We start from the raw sequence: 19,656 nt of genomic DNA on the forward strand, positions 1-19,656 counted from the left end.
ATCCGGGCGGCCATGCGAATGCGCCGCGCGGACATCCAATATTCCACCGGCTTCTGCTTAAGTTCTTCCCAGACCGCACGAAACAACGCTGCCCGCTTCTGGGGCCAAGCCGTCCGAGATTTCCCGAGACCGGAGAGCATTCATGTCCACCCTGCCCCAACACATGATGTCGCGGCGCGGCTTCTGCCTGTGCTGCGTGGCCGCGACCACGGTTGCGGCGACGAGCGGCTGGCTCAGTCCGCGCGAGGCCTATGCAGCCTCCCGCAACATCGTCGACCTGATCCGGGATTCCGCCGCCAAGACCCCCATCACCGTCCATAAATTGCGCGGCAACGTCAGCATCTTCGAAGGGTCCGGCGGCAATATCGCGGTCCTCACGGGACAAGACGGCAAGGTCTTCATCGACGCCGGGATCACGGCGTCGCGTCCGCGCATTCTCGAGGCGGCGAGCCGGCTCGGCAACGAGCCGATCCGGCAGTTGATCAACACACATTGGCACTTCGATCACGCCGACGGCAACGAGTGGCTGAACGCCGAGGGCGCGGCCATCCTCGCGCATGAGAATACGCACAAGCATCTGCTCTCGGCGCAGCGGGTCGAGGACTGGGATTTCAACTTCCCCACCTCGCCTCTTGCGGCCGTTCCGACCGAGGTCTTCGCCTCGGAGAAGATGCTCAAGTTCAACGGTCAGACGCTGGCGCTGAAGCACTACGGCCCCGCCCACACCGACAGCGATATCTCGGTGACGTTCTCCGAAGCCGACATCCTTCACACCGGGGACACCTTCTGGAACGGGATCTATCCGTTCATCGACTACTCGACCGGCGGAAACATCAAGGGATCGATCGCGGCCGCCGAAGCCAATCTTGCCGCCACGACCGACAAGACCATCGTGATCCCTGGCCATGGCCGTCCCGTCAGCAACAGAGCGGAGCTCAAGGCCTACCGCGACATGCTCGTCGCCATCCACGACAACGTCGCCAAGCTCAAGCAGCAGGGGCGCACGCTCGAGGAGACGATCGCCGCGAAGCCAACGGCCGCCTTCGACGAGAAATGGGGCCAGTTCGTCATAACTCCCGACTTCTTCACCAAGCTGGTCTACGAGGGCGCGTGAGCGCGCGGCTGTCGCAGGAGCATTGAGAATGTCTGCCCTGGACGAAGCGCTGCATATCGACATCCCCGTCAAGCTGTCGCGGCTGAAGGTGGTCTTCAGCATCGGCGCCCTGGGGTTCGAGGGCGACCTGCCAGCGTCCATCTTTCATCTTCAGCTCATCACGAACGATGCCGCCGACTGGAACGCGGAGAGCGACGTGGTTGCGGTCTTTCATACCAACGCGGGCCATTTGACGTTGCACGATGCGGCCTACAACGCCGACCGGAACATCTCGACCGGCAACCCCTACAAGGATCTGCTGGAAGATCTCATGAAACGCGGCGTCCGCGTGGAACTGTGTGGCGCGACTGCAAAGGCCCACCACTGGGGAAACACCGACCTGCTCCCCGGAATCCCGGTCAACACCGATGCCATGGCGCGCACGGTGCAGCTCGTCCAGGAGGGTTTCATCAAGATCACGGAGTGATGCCCGATACTCCCCGCAACGCGCCGCGGAACGATGGCTGCTCTTGCTGATTGTATCGGATAATCAGTCCGTCGAGGTCGCCGATCGTGATTTATGCACTCAGCATCATCCTGATTCTCATGGCGGCAGCCGCCAGCGCTGGCGTCCTGATTGTTGCCGGCCTCGATGCTGACATGGGGTCGCACAGAAGCAACGATTGACCCGCGTTGTCTCAATGTGAACCGGGACACTCTCGAACAGGCCGTCACGCAAAGAGCGGCGACTTCACGGAATACATTCATAGCAAGCGCAAGGCTACGAATTGGCAGCGAGATGCCCCTGCGGCGTCGTGGCAAATGCACTCATGAAATCCGGCGTGCGATTTGGAAAGAACCGGAACAGCCGCTTCGACATGCTGCCGCTCGCTTTGGAACCAATCTAAACGACCGGTATTCTCCGCTGTAATGGCGGATGGCAGCCACCTGCAAGACGGAGTCGCTGACGATGCAAGATGGAGCCGCACAATCGGGCGCCAAGCCTCAACCGCTGCCGGAAAAGGTGTCGGTGACATTGACTGTCAACGGGACAGAGAGGCGCTTTTCGGTCCTGCCCTGGGTTTCGCTTCTGGATGCGCTCAGGGATCATCTCGATCTCACCGGTACCAAGAAGGGATGCGACCACGGCCAATGCGGCGCCTGCACCGTGCTGGTCGACGGTCGCCGCATCAATTCGTGCCTGACGCTTGCAGTGATGCGGGACGGCGCGCACGTGACCACCATCGAGGGACTGGCCGCCAATGGCGCGCTGGACCCGCTGCAGCAGGCCTTTATCGACCATGACGCCTTCCAGTGCGGCTATTGCACACCCGGGCAGATCTGCTCCGGCGTCGGCCTGATCGCCGAGGGACGGGCCAAGAGTGCTGACGAGATCAGGGAATTCATGAGCGGCAACATCTGCCGCTGCGGCGCCTATCCCAACATCGTCGCCGCGATCCAGCAGGCGATGGGAACCAAGTCATGATCCCGTTCCAGTATACAAGAGCGAATAATATCGCCGACGCGGTGCGGCTGATCGCCGCCACTAGCGGCGCAAAGTTCATCGCCGGCGGCACCAACCTGCTCGATCTCATGAAGGACAATGTCGAGCGGCCGACGACGCTGATCGACATCTCCCGCCTGCCGCTGACCTCGGTCGAAGAGACCGCCTCGGGAGGCTTGCGGATCGGCGCGCTGGTGCCGAACGCCGACCTTGCCTGGCATCCGCTGATCGAAAAGCGCTATCCGCTGCTGGCAAGCGCGATTCTTGCCGGCGCTTCGCAGCAATTGCGCAACATGGCTTCCACCGGCGGCAATCTGATGCAGCGGACGCGATGCGCCTATTTCTATGACGCTGCGACGCCCTGCAACAAGCGAGAGCCGGGGTCGGGCTGTTCGGCCATCAGTGGCGTCAACCGCGGCCACGCGATTCTCGGCGCCAGTACGTCGTGCATCGCGACGCATCCGTCCGACATGTGCGTGGCACTTGTCGCACTCGATGCCACCGTGCACGTGACGGGACTGAAGGGCGCGCGCACGAATCCATTCGCGGACTTCCACCGCCTGCCCGGCGATAGCCCGCATATCGACACCAATCTCGGACCGGACGAGATCATCACCGCGATCGAGGTGCCGGCAAAGGGCTTCGCATCAAACCACTCCTACCTGAAGATCCGCGACCGGATGTCCTACGCGTTTGCGCTGATCTCGGTCGCGGCCGCGCTCGAGCTCAAGGACGGCATGATCCAGGAGGCGCGGCTCGCGCTCGGCGGTGTCGCCCACAAGCCGTGGCGCAATCCGGCGGCCGAGGCAGCGCTGCGCGGGCGGCCCGCTGACGAAGCGAGCTTTGCCGGCGCGGCTGACCTGCTGCTTCGCGACGCCAGGCCGCAGGCACATAACGGCTTCAAGGTCGATCTCGCACGGCGGGCGATCATCCGCACGCTGTCGCAGGCCGCGCACGGCACGCCGCAATCGCAATCGAACAAGACGATCCAATGAGCATGCTCAACAATACCGCGAAAACCTATACCGGCACCCCCACCTCGCGCGTCGATGGCCGCGCCAAGGTCACGGGTGCCGCCAAATATGCCGGCGATTTCAACACGGGCGGCCTCGCCTATAGCGCGGTCGTGGAATCAACCATCGCCAGAGGCCGGATCGCGCGGATCGACGCCAGCCAGGCGCGGCGCGTGCTGGGTGTGATCGATGTCATCACCCATGAGAACAGGCCGCGGGTCGCCGACACCGATCAGGCCTGGAAGGACGACGTGGCCCCGGAGGAAGGTTCGCCGTTCCGCCCGCTCTATGACGACGCGATCAAGTTCAACCAGCAGCCGATCGCGCTGGTGGTCGCGGAAGAATGGGAAATCGCACGTTATGCGGCCTCGCTCGTCCGCGTCGACTACGAGAAGCAGCCATTCGTCACCGACGTCCATCGCAACCGCGATGATGCCATCGTCGTCGAGAAGCCCGACAGGCCGCGTGGCGATGCCGCAAAGGCATTCGCGGCGGCCGAGGTGCGGCACGAGGCCGATTATTTCATCCCGACCGAGCATCACAACCCGATGGAATTGTTTGCGACCACCGCAATGTGGGAAGCCGGCGGCCCGCTGACGGTCTACGATAAGACCCAAGGCGTGCAGAACGTGCAGCAGTATCTCTGCAGCGTGTTCGAGAAGAAGCCGGAAGAGATCCGGGTGCTCTCGCCCTATGTCGGCGGTGCCTTCGGCGCCGGCTTGCGGCCGCAATACCACGTCGTGCTGGCGGTGATGGCCGCGCTGAAGCTTCAGCGCTCGGTGCGGCTGGTGCTGACGCGCCAGCAGATGTATGGGCTGGGTTATCGTCCGGCCACCATCGAGCGGCTTGCGCTTGGCGCGCGGCGCGACGGCACGCTCGATACGATCTCGCATGAAGCTGTTGGCGTGACCTCGCAGTTCGAGGAATTCTCGCGCAACGACACCGGCTGGTCGGCCCTGCTCTACGCCTCGCCGAATGCCCGATATGAACACCGCGTGGCACCGCTGGATGTGCCGACCTCCTGCGACATGCGTGCGCCGGGCGCTGCGACCGGCGTCTACGCGCTGGAGAGCGCGATGGACGAGCTCGCGGTCGCGCTGAAGATGGATCCGGTGGAGTTGCGGCTGCGCTGCTATTCGGACCGCGACCAGAACGAGGACCTGCCCTACACCAGCAAGCGCCTGCGCGAATGCTATCGCGAGGGTGCCGCGGCCTTTGGCTGGGACAAGCGCAAGGCGGAGCCGCGCTCGATGCGCGACGGCAAGAGCCTCGTGGGCTGGGGCATGGCCTCCGGCGTCTGGGAGGCGCTGCAGATGCCGACCGCGGTGCGGATCGTGATGACCGCCAACGGCCACGCCGAGGTCTCCTGCGCGGCTTCAGATATCGGCACCGGCACCTATACGATCATGGCCCAGGTCGCGGCCGACAGCCTCGGGATTCCGATCGAGAACGTCACGGTCCACCTTGCCGATTCCACGCTGCCGAGAGCGCCGGTCGAGGGCGGGTCATGGATGGCAGCCTCCGCCTGCCACGCCGTGATCGCGACCGCGAGCGAGGTTCGCAAGGAGCTGTTGCGGTTGGCAAAGCTGATGAAGGGCTCGCCGCTCGCCGACGCGGTCGAGGAGGACGTCAGCCTTGCCGACGGCAAGCTCGTCAGCCGGACGCAGACCGAGCGCGGGGTGTCGATCTCCGACATCATGCGGCATGGCGCGCTGGAGCGGATCGAGAAGGAAAAGACCAACGAGTTCGCCGAGGACAAGGCGCACGCCAGGAACACGCATTCCGCCGTGTTCGCGGAGGTCAAGGTCGACGAGGAACTCGGCGTCATCAGGGTCACCCGCGTCGTCAGCGCGGTCGCGGCTGGCCGCGTGCTGAACCCGAAGACGGGACGCAGCCAGGTGATGGGCGCCGTCGTCGGCGGCATCGGCATGGCGCTGCATGAGGAGACGATCTACGACCACGGCCTGGGCCGGATCGTCAACCATGACATCGCCGAGTACCATGTGCCCATTAACGCCGACATCCACGACATCGAGGTGATCTTCGTCGAGGAGCCGGATAGCCTGATCAACCCGCTCGGGATCAAAGGGCTCGGCGAGATCGGCATCGTCGGGGTCGCCGCGGCGGTCGCCAATGCCGTCTACCACGCGACCGGCGTGCGGGTGCGCGACCTGCCGATCACCCTCGACAAGGTGCTGGCGGGCCGGCAGGCGGCTTAGGCCGCCACTTTGGGCCCGCTGGCGGTCCGGACGGGCCGCCCGGGAGGCGCCGTCCCGCTGGACAGGAACCGGAAAATCCGTAAAGAAAACACGGCCTGTCAGAGCGGCGTTGCGACCGCTTGGACGGGCGCGCAAGCGCGAGTAAACAACGTTAGGTTTTGGGGCGATTCCAGCGGTCCGGCTCGATCTGTTCGGGCGCCCTCTCCGGTCACGCCATTTCGGACAATTCGATATGAGAAAGATCATCCTCGCGCTGGCGCTTCTGTGTCCGGCCGCCGCGCTCGCCCAAGGTACGGCTCAAGGGACGACCGCGCCAGCGGACCCCGCCAATCAGCCCATGGTCGGCGACAAGCCCCTGATGCAGGTCGGCGCCAAGAAGCCGGCGGCAAAGAAGGGCGAGAAGGCCAAGCAGCCATCGGTCGCCCAGAAGCTCCAGGCATGCCAGGAGATCGATGACGGCACCAAGGAGCGGCTCAATTGCTATGACGAGGTCTTCGCGCCGCAGCCCAAGCCGAAGCCCGCCGCGGCCAAAGCCGTCAGCGAGTGCCGGTTCGTGAAGGAAGAGGACGAGCGGCTCACCTGCTACAACGGCTTTGCCGACAAGATTCCGAAGCTGCCGCAGTAATCCGGCTGCAATCCGGTTACCAGGTGCCCCAGGCCGGCCCACCGCCGAAGAAGCCGAAACGCGACTGCTGCGCCACCCGCATCGGCCGCTGGCCCATGAACATCGGCTGCTGGCCCATATACATCGGCTGACCCGCGTACATCGGCTGGTAGGCCCGCGCCCTGGCGACCTTATGCCTCTTCGGCGCCTGCGGCTCATGCTTCTTGGCGTCGGCCGGAACGTACTGGGCGAAGGTCTCGCGGGCCTGGGCAACCGACGACCCGGCACCCGGCGCCGGCGGAAGCGGTGCGGCAGCCATCTGGGTGGCGGGGGCTGGCGGCACGATGGTCGGGAGGCTGGTGTCGAAAACCACCCGTTCCGGCAGCTTCTGGGCGGACTGGATGCGGACGGTCGACTTGTCGATGCCGGGCGCGCTATGGCTTGTCGTGGCAGCGTCCTGCGGGACCAGGGCGTCAACTGCATATAACAGCGCGAACAACGCCCCGCCGACGTACAGGAAATAACGCGTCACCAACATCGAAACTGCTCCCCCGCGCGATGACGCGGTCTATTCGCCTAATAGCGATATAGGGAGTTAGTTCCTGGTCACACGCTACGGGTTCAACCGAAGCGTTCACTTTTTCGGGACGCTGTGTCAGGCGCGGCTGGCCGTGACCAGGGAACACTTTGCCTTATTTGCATTGATGTTCACGAACCCGACCAGCATGCCGGCGTAGGTCTTGCGGCTCTTCATGTTGATGGTGTCGCTGATCACGCGCCGGCGGTCGGTGAGATGCGTGCCGTCGGCGCGGGCAAAGGCGCAGGCGATCTCGATATCCTTGACCGGATAGCGGTTGGCGTTGCGCAGCGTTAGCCAGACCAGCGCTTTCGAGCCGAGGCCGCCGCGGCGCCAGAACTGGCGGGAGATCGTCAGCCCGTCGATCGGCGCCCGCTCGACCGTGAAGGGTTCGTTGGTGCTGGCGGCCGGCACCTCATCGTCCACTGCGTTCTCAGCCGGCGCGGTCGCCTGCTCGACCGGCGCGGCCTGCTCGACCGGGGCAGCCGCCTCCTCGGTGGGCGCAGTCGTCTTCTCGAGCCAGGCGACATCCTGCTGAGAAGTCGGGGGCGCCGCCACGGCGACCGCTTTGTTATTCGCGTCGCTGGGATCGGGGAGCATCAGCCATCCAGCAAATCCGGCAATGGCGAGAACGGCGAGCAGAATCAGCTTAGCCGCAAAGCCGCGAAACGACCACCTGCCGATGCCCATGGCCATGTCCTCACCCGCGTGACAGCGCTTCCTGCCTGCACGCAAAACCGCTCCGGCGCATCACCGCACGGCTTGAAAGCGACGCACCGCTGTACGGAGACCACCGCTAGTCGATTAACCGTCCACCGACGCTACAGTTCCAAGTCTCCCCGGCAAAAATGCGGCGCAGTGCCTGCGACAGGATGGCCTTGTGGATTCCGAGCCGATAGATTGCCGCAGCAACGGATCTCACGTGCGTCGAGAAAGATGGGAGATGAAATGCCGATAGAGGTTACCTGGGACCATATCCACCTGCGCACCCCCGATCCCGAAGCGACCGCGGCGTGGCTTCGAGACGTGCTGGGTGGCGAGATCATCCGCAATCCCGGCCGCATCGACGTGCAGCTCGGCGGCGCCAAGGTGTTCATCGCGCCGGTGACACCAGGCGACGGCGTCAACGCGCCGCCGGTGACGCCCTATCAGGGCCTCGACCATTTCGGACTGGCGGTGAAAGACATCGACGCTGTCGCTGCCGAGATCAAGGCGAAGGGCGTCGCGTTCACGAAGGAGCCGACCACGATCCGCCCCGGCGTGCGCATCTGTTTCATCCGCGGCCCGCAGGGCATCTCGATCGAGCTCCTGGAGCGCGACAAGAAATATGCCTGACCGTACGACGTGCGCGTCGAACGGTTAGAGCATGATCCGGAAAAGTGGAAACCGGTTTTCCCTCGCGACAAACGCCCAGCGTTTGCGCGGAGATCATGCTCAAAAAAGAGATGAGATCATGATCCGATTCAATCGGATCATGATCTACGTCATGCTGCCCGGCATGAAGCAACGGATCTGCAGCCCGAGATAACCGCGGATCGGCCACACCATGGTGCGGCCGTAGCGGTTCGGCTCGGTGATCACAGCATCATCGGGCACGTCGATCCATTCGCCGTCGATGCGCACGCGATAATGTCCGTCCTTGGATTCCCAATCGACGTCACTCACCGCCGTGCCATCAGCATCTGAGCAGCACGGCCCCTTCCCGCTCCTCAAACTGTCGAACCATTGCTTGAGCGGCGAATTGGCGTAACGGCCGTCGGGATCGCGCGCATGCCCGAGACTTACGGCCGTCACCGACAACAACGCGACAAGACTCAATGTGAGTGGGACTCTGAGGCGGACCGCTCGACGATGGTCCGTAATTTCACGGATGGAACCTGTCAGCTCTGCGCGTAGGCGCGCGAAAATGCGGCCGGAATCGATCCAGTTCGTCACCTGTCTCTCGCTCCTGCACCCGCCGGCCGGTGCCAACAAATGTTATGCATTTCGCGGGCCAACTTGATTCGCCAAGCGCCGTCAGCCACAACGTCGTCATCGAGACGTCGCGCACCAATGGAATCATTTCGGTTTCGCACGGCATTGAGCGGCGCATGGTCAACCTGACGCGTTGCGCCGCGCATGCTGCTTCGGCATAAATTCCGAACCGGCCTTGGGCGAAGGTGGCCGGCCGCGGGGCACTATGAGAAACGGCCTGTATTCCATTCACGTCACTCTGCTCGACGGACGCGTCGGCAAGGGCAGCGGGGTGATTGTGTTTCGCGACGGCCAGATTGTCGGCGGCGATGCCTATCTCTATTACACCGGCACCTACACCGTGAAAGGCAACACCTTCAAAGGCGAAGTGCTGGTGCAGCGACACACCACGCCGCGCGACAGCGATAACCCGCTATTCGGCGGACCTGCGCCGGTCGGCATCGGCGTCACCGGAACTTTCACCGCCACGCAGGCGACCATGAGTGGAACCGCGCTCGTCGGCAAAGCGAGCCAGATCTTCGGCGCCACGCTGCGCAAGCTCGTGGATATCGATTAGCGCATCACGTCGTCTGATTGGCGTAGATCGTAGCCCGGCTGAAGCGGAACGCGTAACCCGGGACGGCTGCATCCGCGTGTACGAGCGGCCCCGGGTTGCGCTGCGCTCCACCCGGGCTACGGCGCCGTTCGTGTGGAGAGAGCTTACTCCGCCGCCTGCTCCACGGGGGCGACGCGCGGCAGGATGATCTGGATGCGGGTGCCGCCGCCGGGCTCGGAGTCGAGATCGAGACGGCCCCCTAAGCGCGTGGTGACGATGCTGTAGACGATGTGAAGCCCGAGGCCGGTGCCGCCCTGGTCGCGGCGCGTCGTGAAGAACGGATCGAAGGCGCGGCGGCGCACGTCGAGCGACATGCCGCAGCCATTGTCGGAGAAGATGACCTCGACATTGTCCCTGCCGGAAGCGCGAACCTGGATGTCGACGATACCCGGCTTGCCGTCGGGAAAGGCATGCGCGACCGAATTGAGGAAGAGATTGGTGAGCACTTGGCCATAAGGGCCGGGATAGGAATTCATGATCAGGTTCGGCTGGCAATCGACGTTGAGCGTCAGATTGTGCTTGCGCAGGCCCGGCCTCAGACTCATCACCACCTGCTCGGTGAGATCGCCGAGATCGAAGTTGCGCTGATCGGAATAGTTGCGGTCGGCGGCGACCTGCTTGAACGACTGAATCAGCTCGGCGGCGCGGTTGAGGTTGGCGACGAGCTGCGAGGACGCATCGCTCGTCGTGGCAAGGAAATCGTTCAGGCTCGAACGCCGAAGCTCGCCGCGCTCGACCTGCGCGGCAAAGGTCGCCGCCTTGCGCTCGAGCGCTGAGGCGACCGTGAGGCTGATGCCGACGGGATTGTTGACCTCATGCGCGACGCCCGCGACCAGCCGTCCGAGGGCCGCGAGCTTTTCCGCCTCGATCAGCGAGTTCTGCGTCTCGCGCAAATTGCGTAGCGCCGCCTCCGCGGCGTCGCGCGCTTTCCGCATCTCATGCTCGCTGCGCTTGCGCTCGCCGATGTCGAGCGCCACCGTGACGATGTTCTCGATCTCGCCATTGATGTCGAGGATCGGCAATTTGTTGACCAGCCATTGCCGCATGTTGCCGGCGACGTCCTTGTACTCTTCCTCGTAGAAGCCGAGCTCCGTTCGCCCCGACAGCACCCGTTTGTCGTTCTCATCGGTCTTTGCAGCACCATAGCGCGCCATCAGCTCGCCGGTGGTATGGCCGAGCGCCTCGTGCGGCTCGATGCCGAAAATGCCGGCCATGTAGCGGTTCATCAGGACGTAGCGCAGATTGCGGTCCTTGACGTTGATCACCGCCGGAACGGTGTCGATCACCATCTGCAGCAAACGCCGGCCTTCGGCGATCGCGTCTTCGGCTCGCTTCTGGTCGGTGATGTCGCGCACCGTGCCTTCGTAGCGGATCACCTCGCCTTTCTCGTCGCGCACCGCGCTCGCGCTGTCGGACAGCCATAGCACCGTGCCGCTGCGGGACCGGACTTGATATTCGTAGTCGCGCACCATGCCGTCGCGGTCCATCAGCCGCTGGTATTGGGTGCGCGCGGCCGGATCGACATAGACATTGGACGCAACGTCGTCGATGCCGTTGATCAGGTCCTGCGGCGTGGCGTAGCCCATCATCCACGCCAGCGCCGGATTGGCGTTGAGCAGCGCGCCGCCCGGCGTCGTCACATAAATTCCGTCGATGGAAGATTCGAACAGCTTGCGATAGCTCTCTTCTGCGAGCCGCTGCTCGGCGAGCGCGCGCACCGCTGCTTCGCGCGCGGTATCCGCATCGACCAGCGTCTTCCGGAATACCTCGGCGGCGCGGGCGATCTCGCCGATCTCGTTGTCGACGTCGGTCGCCGGGATCGACGCACTCTTCTCGCCGGCTGCGACCGCGCGGATCGACTTGGTGATCGAGGCGAGCGGCCGCACGGTGCGGCGGACCACGAGCAGCGCGGCGAAGATCCCGATCAGCACGCCGGCCGAGCCGAGCACGATGCTCTGCCATTTCGCCTCGGTGAGCGTGCGCGCGAAATCCCGCGACAGGACGTGACCGCGGCGCGAACTGAGCTCACGCAACAGCTCGGTCACGCGCTGGATCAGCCGTCCCTCGGTGCCCAGCACCTCGCGGTCGATATCGGCGATCTGGCGTTCCCGGATCGATATTGCGACGACCGCGTCGGCGTAATCGTTCACGGCCGTGCGCAGCGCCGGGTCGGCGATGGTCATCGACCGCATGCTCTGTGCCGCCTGCTCGGCCGCGGACGGGTTGTGGGCGAGCAGCGCGGTGGCGATGCGGCCCTGGGTCTGCAACAGGATGGAGGCAGTGGCGGGATCGGAGCTTTCGGCCACCGCCTTTTCGAAGGCGTCGCGCAAGGGCGGCAGGCCGATGATCAACTCGGCGCGGCGGTTGATCAGCGCCGAGATGCGCTCGATGCCGCCGCGGTAGGTGGCGAGGCGCTCGGTCACGCCGTCGATCATGTCCTGCTGCTCGGGGGCAAGCTCGATCCTGGTCTTCTTCAGCGCATCGCCCAGGGCGCTGGCGGCCTCGCCGACCTGGATCGTCTGCGTGCCGGGATCGGTGACGAAGTCGCGCGCCGCAAGCCGGAGCTCGTTCATCCGGCGGTCGATATCCTCGGCCAGGTCGCCGACGCTCTGCAGCCGCTGCAGCTCCCCGAAGGTGGCGTCGATGTGACGGATCGCGATCACGCTGGCGGTCGAGGTGATGATGATGACTGCCAGCACCAGCAGGAAGCTGCCGAAGGTAAGCTGACCGATCGACAGCGCGAACGGTCGCTTCTGGGGCGGATTCGGCGGCAATTCGGAGGTCATGCTAAGGGGGGCCAGGCTGAAATCGCCCCCAATATACGACGTAATTCGGCCCCGTGGGAACGGGGGCCGAGCCCCAAAGCGGGGCTTTACGCCCCCTCCAGCACCTCGCGCGGCCCCACCGATAAGCACGTTGAAGAAGCCGGCCAGCGGGATACCGCTCTTGAACGGCGCGGCCTGCAGACGCGGAGGCCGCGTGCCGTGGAGACGGGCCAGCCGCGAAATCGAACAGCAGCGACTCCATCGGCGCGCGACACAACCTAACGTTGCTCATCGGCGCAGACCACGCGCAAATCAAACGAAGGCAACAAGACGAAACGATCGTTTGGCAGGCGGCAACTTGCATCCGACCATTGCGCCTGCTAGTCGTGCAATCTTTGATAGTGGGGGATTTTATGGGGCATCGTTTTGCGAAGTTGCTATCGTTGTTGAGTTTTCTTACCGTCGCTACGCCTGTCAGTGCCGCTTGGGAAGATCAAGTTGATTGGACCAGGCCTTCATCGAAAAATCCGAAGGTTCAAAGTCTCGGCCTTTACGCCGTTGAGGTCCGATGCTCTCCACGTGGCGGATCGCTTGAGGGCGTGACGAACGCATGGACCGGCAAGACACGCAGCCTTCTACTGTTGATTACAAAATCTGTCGGCACCGGCACTCCCGCCGTGGACAAGCTCCCGAGCGATGCGGTCGGAGCGGTTCAGGCTTATAGCGCAAGCAGCAAAGACTGGACGTCGTACGACTATCGGCACTGCAAGAAGGACTTCCTTGTCGCAGGCTCGAAACTCACTTTGGTCGCAGTGAAGAACGAAAGCGACGATCCCGCCGGCGGCCCGCTTGGGCAGTTTGTATCCGGTCTGCTCGGCATCGTTTCGCCGCTGTTCTCGTTCTTCACAGGGCAAGCCCTGCCGACCGAAATCGCGTCGAAGATCACCAACCTGCAATCCGCGGCCGACCCTTTCAGCAAGTTGCTCGGCGCGCTGAAATCGGGAAGTACTCAAACGAGACCGGTGGATGTTTTGCGGACGGGGACTTACAGCTACGTCACCGACTACGCTGCCGTTAGTGTGACGATCCGATCAATCGAATCGATCGTGCTGGACAGAAATCCAAGCTTCCGCGACGATCTTCGCGCTCAGGTGAAGGCTGCGCCAGACAAGATTGACGCAACCAAGCTCAAGCAAAGCTGCCGTGCTGCCCGTCTTGGGATCTCGGACCTTGGTTTCCGCAACACTCTCGATATTGCCTATGGAATGATTGCGCTTGCCGGCAAGGCCGGCATCGACAACGACCAGACAGTGCAATGCCTTTCGCGCCCTTACGCGATGGCAATTACGAGCCGCAAAAATCAGGATAGTCTAATCTGGAAGGATTTTCAGGCTGAGCAGAAATTCAGCCAGGAGGACGTTGAGCGAAATCTTGCCGTCGATCCAAGCAGCACTCAACCAAAATTTAGCGTGATCGCTTCCAAGGTCGATGATCTCGTCATATCCCTCGCGCAATATGCACGCAACAATCCGCATCCTCGGCAAGCGGTCGACCATCTCACCAATCTTCTTGCCGAAGATATTGCAGTCGTCGACAAGACGTCGGATCTGGTAGTTGGCGGCAGCGGTTCTTACAAACGCTTTGATCTTATTAGCAAGCTCACTGACGAAAATACTCAGCCTCCTCCTGAGAGACGATACATCCGTTTCGGATGTTACGAAGAAGCGAAAGACACGACAGGGCTGTTCATCGACGGGGCGTCATCCATTTTTCTCGTCTTCAAGGCCAAGAATGATGACACCACCGTATCGTTCGAAAGCGTACTCGCAATGAAGCCAATGTTCGGCACAGATTCGAAAAACATCACTGGATTGATCGTTTCTTCGGACCGAGCATGGATCAACAAGGTGCTGACGAATTGGAATTACGTCTGCGGAGACTTCTCCATTAAGAGGCCCACATAGTCTGTCCAGGCTGAATAGGCGCGCCGCCCGCGATTAGCCGGCGGCGCCGACCTCGGATGCCGCTCTCCTCGAAGGTTTCTCTGATAGCGCCGATGCGGAAGCTGTGCGCGCTCTCGTCGAGCCCCTCGCCGGCTGCTCGATTGTGGAATCGGCGAGTTCACCGGCCGGAGCCTGGACGCTCGGCCGGCAACCGCGGTGCGCCGTCAGGACGAAATCGTGACCGCGGCCTGTTTCCGCGCCGGGATCGTGATGGCGGCAACGCCGGCTACGACGCAGGCAAGCCCGATCCACGCCGTCGAGGTCAGCCGCTCGCCGAGCAAGGCCATACCGAGGGCGACACCGATCGGCACGCGCAAATAGGCCTGCGCGGTGGTGCCGACCGAACCGAGTGTCTGGATCAGACGAAAATAGATCGCGAAAGCCAAGGCCGTGGAGAACACCGCCAGAGCGATGAGCGCCAGCACCGAGTTCGCCGACGGCGACAGTGTCCAAGGCCGATCCACGATCAGGCTTGCCGGGATCAGGACCGTGGCTCCGCAGATCAGCGAACCCGCCGCCGGCGCCATCGGATCGAGCCCCTTGAAACCGCGGCTAAAGATCGCCGCACAGACATAACAGATGGTGGCGGCAACGATCGCGATTTCAGCCAGAACGGCGCCGCCGGAAATGTGGAAGGCATCGGCGCCGACGATCAGGCAGACGCCGGCCATGCCGGCGACCACGCCGAACAATTTGCGCGGTGTTGCGGCCTCATGCCGCGTGACCAGCGCCGTGAACAGGAAGGTGAAGATCGGCGAGGCCGAATTGAGAATGGTCGTGAGCCCGGCCTCGACGAACCGCTCGCCCCAGGCCACGGAATGACGCTGTTGAGGCAGGCCTGGAGCAGGAAGCGGCGCCAGCTCGTGAGGTCGGTAGGCATCCGCACCCCGCGCAAACCCATGATGACGAGCAGCAACATGCCCGCGATCGCCGTCCGCGCCGCGATCAGCGTGATCGGCGGAATGGTGGCGACGCCGAGCTTGATGAACGTGTAGGACCCGCCCCACAGCGTTGCGAGCGCGAGAAGCAGCACAAGCTCGAAAGCCGGCTGGCGTGGATTGGCGTCCATTGGCAGAGTTCCGTCTTGTTTCAATCGGGACGGAAACCTACAGGCCCGGGAAGCCATAATATTTCGCTGTGCGTCGAAGTATGGATGGCGTCGTCACGCCCGGACGAGATCATGATCCGATTAGACGGAATCGGATCATGATCTCATCTCTTCGTTTGAGCATGATCTTTTCGGAAAACCGGTTTCCACTTTTCCGGATCATGCTCTGGTCCCGGGCATCCACGCCTTCATCATTGACGGCTATGCCCCGGCCATGACGGCGGTTCGGTGGTGCAAGCCCTCAGCCGGCGGCGCCGACCTCGAAGACCTCGCCGTCATAGCCGGCCTCGAGCGGAATGCGGAGCTGGCGGCCGGTGGCGGTCTTGGTCATGACGGGCATCACCGTGACGATGGATTTGCCGCGGCTGTCCTGCAGCGCCTCGCCGACGCTGGCCTGCTTGCCTAGCCTGATCAGGTTGCGGGTGGTCGGGAACGGTAGCTTGAAGCGGCCGCTTTCCCCGCCTTCCAAGGCCTCACGGGGGGAAACCCAGATCGAATCGGTGGATTCCCTGCCGTCATGGGTACCGAGCTGCTCTGGAGGCGCCGCGGCGAGGAAGAACCAGGTGTCGAACCGCTTCGGCATGCCTTCCGGCGTGATCCAGTGCGCGTAAGGGACGAGTTCGTCGAGCGCCAGCACCATGCCGGTCTCGGCCAGCACGTTCAGGAAGCTGGTTTTGCTTTCGCAGAGCCGGCTCCGATGCGCGAGCTCGATCTCGCGGGCGCGGGTGGCATCCACCAGTTCGCTCGATCCCTTCGGCCGCGCCAGCAGGATGCCGCTCTCCTCGAAGGTTTCTCTGATGGCGCCGATGCGGAAGCTGAGCGCGCTCTCGTCGAGCCCCTCGCCGGCGGAATAGAGCGCGTGGTTGGCGATGATCTCCTTGTCGCCCTTGTCGACGCTGCCGCCGGGAAACACCAGCGCGCCGGAGGAGAAGTCGATTTCGTAATGGCGGACCATCATGAAGATTTCGATTTCCCGCCGTGCCGCCGCGTCGCGGAGCAGCAGGATGGTGGAGGCAGGGCGCGGCGTAACGGTCTCGGCCATGGCTAGCCTGCGGCGCTGGACTGCGGCTGCAGATTGGCGCGGCGGTCGACGCGGGCCACGCGCGACAGGAGGTAATCGACCTCCGCCCTCGCCTGCGGCGTGATGACGGCGCCCGGCTTGCGCTGGGCGCTGGAGGCGATGATGCCGCGCTTCTGCAGCACATATTTGCGCACGGTGAGCCCGACGCCCGGCTGCTGCTCGTAGCGGATCAGCGGCAGATGTGCGTCGAACAGATCATGCGCGGCGTCGCGCTTGCCGGCCTTGGAGAGCTTGACCACGTCGATCAGGAGTTCGGGGAATGCGTAGCCCGTCATCGCGCCATCGGCGCCGCGCTCCATCTCGAAATCGAGGAACAGGCCGCCATTGCCGACAAGGATGGACAGCGGGCGCAGCGAGCCGTCCTTCTGGAAATTGCGCAGCGTGGTGATCTTCTCCAGACCCGGCCAATCCTCGTGCTTGAGCATCACGCAGGACGGGCAGTCCATCACGATCTTGCGGATCACCGCCGGCGTGAACACCACCGTGAGCGTCAGCGGGTAGTCCTGCAGCACCCATGGAATGTCGTCGCCGATCGCTTCCTGCGCCTGCTTGAAATAGGCGGTGATCTGGTCGTCGGTGCGCAGGTGCGGCGGCGGCGCGATCATGACGCCGGCGGCGCCGGCATCCATCGATGCCTTGGCCAGCGAGCGCATCGAGGCGAAGCCCGGCGCGGACACGCCGACGATCACCTGCAGATCCTTGGCGCGCTTGATGAAGCGAACAGCCACCTGCTCAGCCTCGGCTGCATCGAGCTTTGGCGCCTCGCCCAGGATGCCGAGCACGGTGACGCCGTCGCAGCCGACCTCGGTGTAGAAGTCGCTGAGCCGGTCGATCGAACGCTCGTCGATGCGGCCGTCGTCATGGAACGGCGTCGGCGCGATCGCAAAGGTGCCGGCGGCCTGGGCGGTGAGCTTCGTCATTCGTGCCTCTATCCTCTCTTGTCATTCCGGGGCGATGCGCAGCATCGAACCCGGAATCTCGAGGTTCCGGGTTCACGCTGCGCGTGCCCGGAACGACTGTCTACTTCAAAACCGCCGCGCGCCCATCTTGATCTGCTCTTCCGAGAAGAAGATGTCCTTGGCGTGGGTGACGATATCCTCGGCCTTCCAGCCCGTGAACGGCGGCTTCCAGCCTTCCATTTCCATCATCCGCATCTCCCTGACCCCGCGCGGGCCGGAGACGCCGAGCACCTTGCCGGTCTGGTCGCCCGACAAGTCGCTGACCATGTATAGCACGGCCGGCGCAATGCCGTCCGGGTCGAGCGCGGCGCCGGGGTTTTCTTTATAGCGGGGCAGGTCTGCGGTCATGCGGGTCAGCGCGCCCGGCGCCAGCGTCCAGATCCGGATGTTGTATTTGCGGCCCTCGATCGCGAGCACGTTGGAGAAGCCCCAGATGCCGCCCTTGGCCGCACCATAATTGCTTTGGCCGAAATTGCCGATCAGCCCCGAGGTCGAGGAGGTGTTGACGATGACGCCACCGCCGTTCTCGCGCATCCATCGGAACACCGGCAGCGTGCAGCAGAACGTGCCTTTCAGATGCACCTTGATCACCCTGTCCCAGTCGGCCTCGCTCGATTTGGCGAAGGTCTGGTCGCGCAGGATGCCGGCATTGTTGACGAGGATGTCGGCGCGGCCGAAATTCTTGATGGCATCGTTGAACACCGACTGGCCGCCCTCCAGCGTCGAGATGTCGGCGCCATTGGCGACCGCGCGGCCGCCCTTGGCCTTGATCGCATCCACCACCTGCTGCGCCATCGACTTGTCGGCGCCCGAGCCATCACGCGGGCCGCCGAGATCGTTGACCACCACCGCCGCGCCCTCGCGCGCGAACAGTTTTGCGTAGGCTTCACCGAGTCCACCGCCCGCGCCGGTGATCAGCGCCACCTTGCCGTCGAGTAATCCCATGGTTGTTTCTCCCGCTTCGTTATTCCTTTTCTCCGTCATGGCCGGGCTTGTCCCGGCCATCCACGACCTTTGTCGCCATTGGCAAGAAAGACGTGGATGCCCGGGACAAGCCCGGGCATGACGAGACAGCTCAAAGCGCCTCCACCGGAATCATCAGCCCAGCACCGTCTTGCCGCTGCGGATCACGGTGACGCCGCGCGATTTCACCTTGGCCTCGAACGAGATCACGTTGCCGTCCTTCCAGAGATCCATGGTCACGGTCTCGCCGGGAAACACGGGCGAGGAGAAGCGCGCGACGTGCTGCTTGAAGGCGGACGGATCGTAATCGGCATAGGTCTGCAGCACGCCGCGGCAGGTGATGCCGTAGGTGCACATGCCGTGCAGGATTGGCCGCGGGAAGCCTGCTTTTTTCGCGAACTCCGGATCGGAGTGCAGCGGGTTGCGGTCGCCGCAGAGGCGGTAGATCAGCGCCTGGTCCGGGCGCGTTGCGATGTCGACGGTCCGGTCGGGCGCGCGCTCCGGCACCTTGTGCGGCTCGGGCTGGCCCTCGGACGGTCCGCCAAAGCCGCCATCGCCGCGGGCGAAGCGCGAGGCGACCAGCGTGACCAGCTTCTCGCCCTTCTCATCCCTGAGGATGGTCTGGTGGCGGATCACCGCGCCCTTGTCCTTGCCCTTGTCGAAGACGTCGAGCACGCTGGAATCAGCAGTGATGTTTGCGGCGGTCGCCAGCGGCTTGTGGAAGGTGATGTCGCGCTCGCCGTCGACGACGAGGACGCGATTGAGATTCATCTCCCCGGGGCCGGCGCCCCAGGCCGCCACCGATGCGAAGGTCGGCACCACCTTCAGCGGACGCGGCGTCAGCGTCGCCTCATTGACGAAAGCGAGTTCGCGCTCGTCCATGGGATCGGCGCCGATGCCGATGCCATAGGCGTAGAGCATCACCTCGCGATCGCCGTAGCTGTACTTCTGGCCGAGGTTTTTCAGGGCCATCAGTTGCTCGTAATTGATCGGCATTTTTCTCGTTCCTCCCCGGATATCCGCTTCGCCGGCGCCCGTTACAGCGCCCTCTCCCCTTGCGGGAGAGGGCAGTTCCGCTGCCGGCAACAAACTCGTTCGGGTGAGGGGTTGCTCCCGCGAGCACCGAACCTGCGGAGAGAACCCCTCATCCGACGCGCATTGCATGCGCGCCACCTTCTCCCACAAGGGGAGAAGGTAT

At 63.7% G+C, this 19,656-nt stretch carries 17 protein-coding genes and 1 pseudogene; 9 read left to right on the plus strand and 9 right to left on the minus strand.

The annotated features are described in order from the left end of the window. Positions 1 to 142: 142 nt before the first annotated feature. The 6 genes from OZ411_RS29080 to OZ411_RS29105 all read left to right on the plus strand — a co-directional run bounded on the left by OZ411_RS29080 (position 143) and on the right by OZ411_RS29105 (position 6,454). On the plus strand, positions 143 to 1,114 hold the full coding sequence (locus OZ411_RS29080) for an MBL fold metallo-hydrolase (protein ID WP_282530718.1): 972 nt from the start codon (positions 143 to 145) through the stop codon (positions 1,112 to 1,114). 28 nt (positions 1,115 to 1,142) lie between these two features. Further along, on the plus strand, positions 1,143 to 1,580 hold the full coding sequence (locus OZ411_RS29085) for a DsrE family protein (RefSeq protein WP_282530719.1): 438 nt from the start codon (positions 1,143 to 1,145) through the stop codon (positions 1,578 to 1,580). 483 nt (positions 1,581 to 2,063) lie between these two features. Next, positions 2,064 to 2,579: a (2Fe-2S)-binding protein gene (locus OZ411_RS29090; protein ID WP_282530720.1), complete on the plus strand. Its 516-nt coding sequence runs from the start codon at positions 2,064 to 2,066 to the stop codon at positions 2,577 to 2,579. Beyond that, entirely contained in the window at positions 2,576 to 3,592 is a 1,017-nt protein-coding gene (locus OZ411_RS29095; RefSeq protein ID WP_282530721.1) for a xanthine dehydrogenase family protein subunit M, read from the plus strand. Before OZ411_RS29090 ends, OZ411_RS29095 begins: the two co-directional genes overlap by 4 nt. Then, positions 3,589 to 5,829 (plus strand): xanthine dehydrogenase family protein molybdopterin-binding subunit, encoded by a 2,241-nt coding sequence (locus tag OZ411_RS29100; RefSeq protein WP_282530722.1) that lies wholly within the window; start codon positions 3,589 to 3,591, stop codon positions 5,827 to 5,829. The genes OZ411_RS29095 and OZ411_RS29100 overlap by 4 nt, the downstream gene beginning before the upstream one ends. 232 nt (positions 5,830 to 6,061) lie before the next feature. After that, positions 6,062 to 6,454 carry a hypothetical protein gene (locus tag OZ411_RS29105; protein WP_282530723.1) on the plus strand — a complete coding sequence of 131 codons (393 nt, stop codon included), beginning with the start codon at positions 6,062 to 6,064 and terminating at the stop codon, positions 6,452 to 6,454. Between the two features lie 16 nt (positions 6,455 to 6,470). Here the strand turns inward: OZ411_RS29105 and OZ411_RS29110 are convergent, their stop codons facing one another. Continuing rightward, on the minus strand, positions 6,471 to 6,932 hold the full coding sequence (locus OZ411_RS29110; RefSeq protein ID WP_282530724.1) for a hypothetical protein: 462 nt from the start codon (positions 6,930 to 6,932) through the stop codon (positions 6,471 to 6,473). 156 nt (positions 6,933 to 7,088) lie between these two features. Next, entirely contained in the window at positions 7,089 to 7,700 is a 612-nt protein-coding gene (locus OZ411_RS29115) for a hypothetical protein (RefSeq protein ID WP_282530725.1), read from the minus strand. Positions 7,701 to 7,958: 258 nt separating this feature from the next. On the opposite strand from OZ411_RS29115, the gene OZ411_RS29120 reads away from it, so the two are divergent. Further along, the gene (locus OZ411_RS29120; protein WP_130581704.1) at positions 7,959 to 8,345 is read left to right on the plus strand and encodes a VOC family protein; all 387 of its coding nucleotides are present in this window, start codon (positions 7,959 to 7,961) and stop codon (positions 8,343 to 8,345) included. Positions 8,346 to 8,489: 144 nt separating this feature from the next. On the opposite strand, the gene OZ411_RS29125 is transcribed toward OZ411_RS29120, so the two are convergent. Continuing rightward, complete coding sequence (locus tag OZ411_RS29125; RefSeq protein ID WP_130581703.1) at positions 8,490 to 8,828, minus strand: hypothetical protein; 339 nt, start codon at positions 8,826 to 8,828, stop codon at positions 8,490 to 8,492. A gap of 361 nt (positions 8,829 to 9,189) precedes the next feature. Here OZ411_RS29125 and OZ411_RS29130 point away from each other — a divergent pair, with 361 nt between their 5' ends. Beyond that, positions 9,190 to 9,540 carry a GrlR family regulatory protein gene (locus tag OZ411_RS29130; RefSeq protein ID WP_028164051.1) on the plus strand — a complete coding sequence of 117 codons (351 nt, stop codon included), beginning with the start codon at positions 9,190 to 9,192 and terminating at the stop codon, positions 9,538 to 9,540. Positions 9,541 to 9,683: 143 nt separating this feature from the next. Here the strand turns inward: OZ411_RS29130 and OZ411_RS29135 are convergent, their stop codons facing one another. Then, positions 9,684 to 12,365, minus strand: a complete 2,682-nt coding sequence (locus OZ411_RS29135; protein WP_282530726.1) for a PAS domain S-box protein — start codon at positions 12,363 to 12,365, stop codon at positions 9,684 to 9,686. A 263-nt stretch (positions 12,366 to 12,628) separates the two neighbouring features. On the opposite strand from OZ411_RS29135, the gene OZ411_RS29140 reads away from it, so the two are divergent. Further along, positions 12,629 to 14,308 carry a hypothetical protein gene (locus OZ411_RS29140; protein WP_282530727.1) on the plus strand — a complete coding sequence of 560 codons (1,680 nt, stop codon included), beginning with the start codon at positions 12,629 to 12,631 and terminating at the stop codon, positions 14,306 to 14,308. Positions 14,309 to 14,511: 203 nt separating this feature from the next. Here the strand turns inward: OZ411_RS29140 and OZ411_RS29145 are convergent. The 5 genes and pseudogenes from OZ411_RS29145 to OZ411_RS29165 form a co-directional block, all read right to left on the minus strand. Beyond that, positions 14,512 to 15,416 (minus strand): annotated as a pseudogene (locus OZ411_RS29145) (EamA family transporter). A 280-nt stretch (positions 15,417 to 15,696) separates the two neighbouring features. Further along, positions 15,697 to 16,497 carry an NUDIX hydrolase gene (locus OZ411_RS29150; RefSeq protein ID WP_130582262.1) on the minus strand — a complete coding sequence of 267 codons (801 nt, stop codon included), beginning with the start codon at positions 16,495 to 16,497 and terminating at the stop codon, positions 15,697 to 15,699. A 2-nt stretch (positions 16,498 to 16,499) separates the two neighbouring features. After that, a complete protein-coding gene (locus OZ411_RS29155) occupies positions 16,500 to 17,456 on the minus strand; it encodes a dihydrodipicolinate synthase family protein (RefSeq protein ID WP_282530728.1) in 957 nt (318 codons plus the stop codon). A gap of 105 nt (positions 17,457 to 17,561) precedes the next feature. Further along, the gene (locus tag OZ411_RS29160) at positions 17,562 to 18,440 is read right to left on the minus strand and encodes an SDR family oxidoreductase (protein WP_282530729.1); all 879 of its coding nucleotides are present in this window, start codon (positions 18,438 to 18,440) and stop codon (positions 17,562 to 17,564) included. Positions 18,441 to 18,593: 153 nt separating this feature from the next. Beyond that, positions 18,594 to 19,454, minus strand: coding sequence for a MaoC family dehydratase (locus OZ411_RS29165; protein WP_282530730.1), 861 nt, complete (start codon positions 19,452 to 19,454; stop codon positions 18,594 to 18,596). Between the last annotated feature and the right edge of the window lie 202 nt (positions 19,455 to 19,656).

The organism is Bradyrhizobium sp. Arg237L (assembly GCF_029990105.1).
Classification (GTDB): Bacteria; Pseudomonadota; Alphaproteobacteria; order Rhizobiales; family Xanthobacteraceae; genus Bradyrhizobium.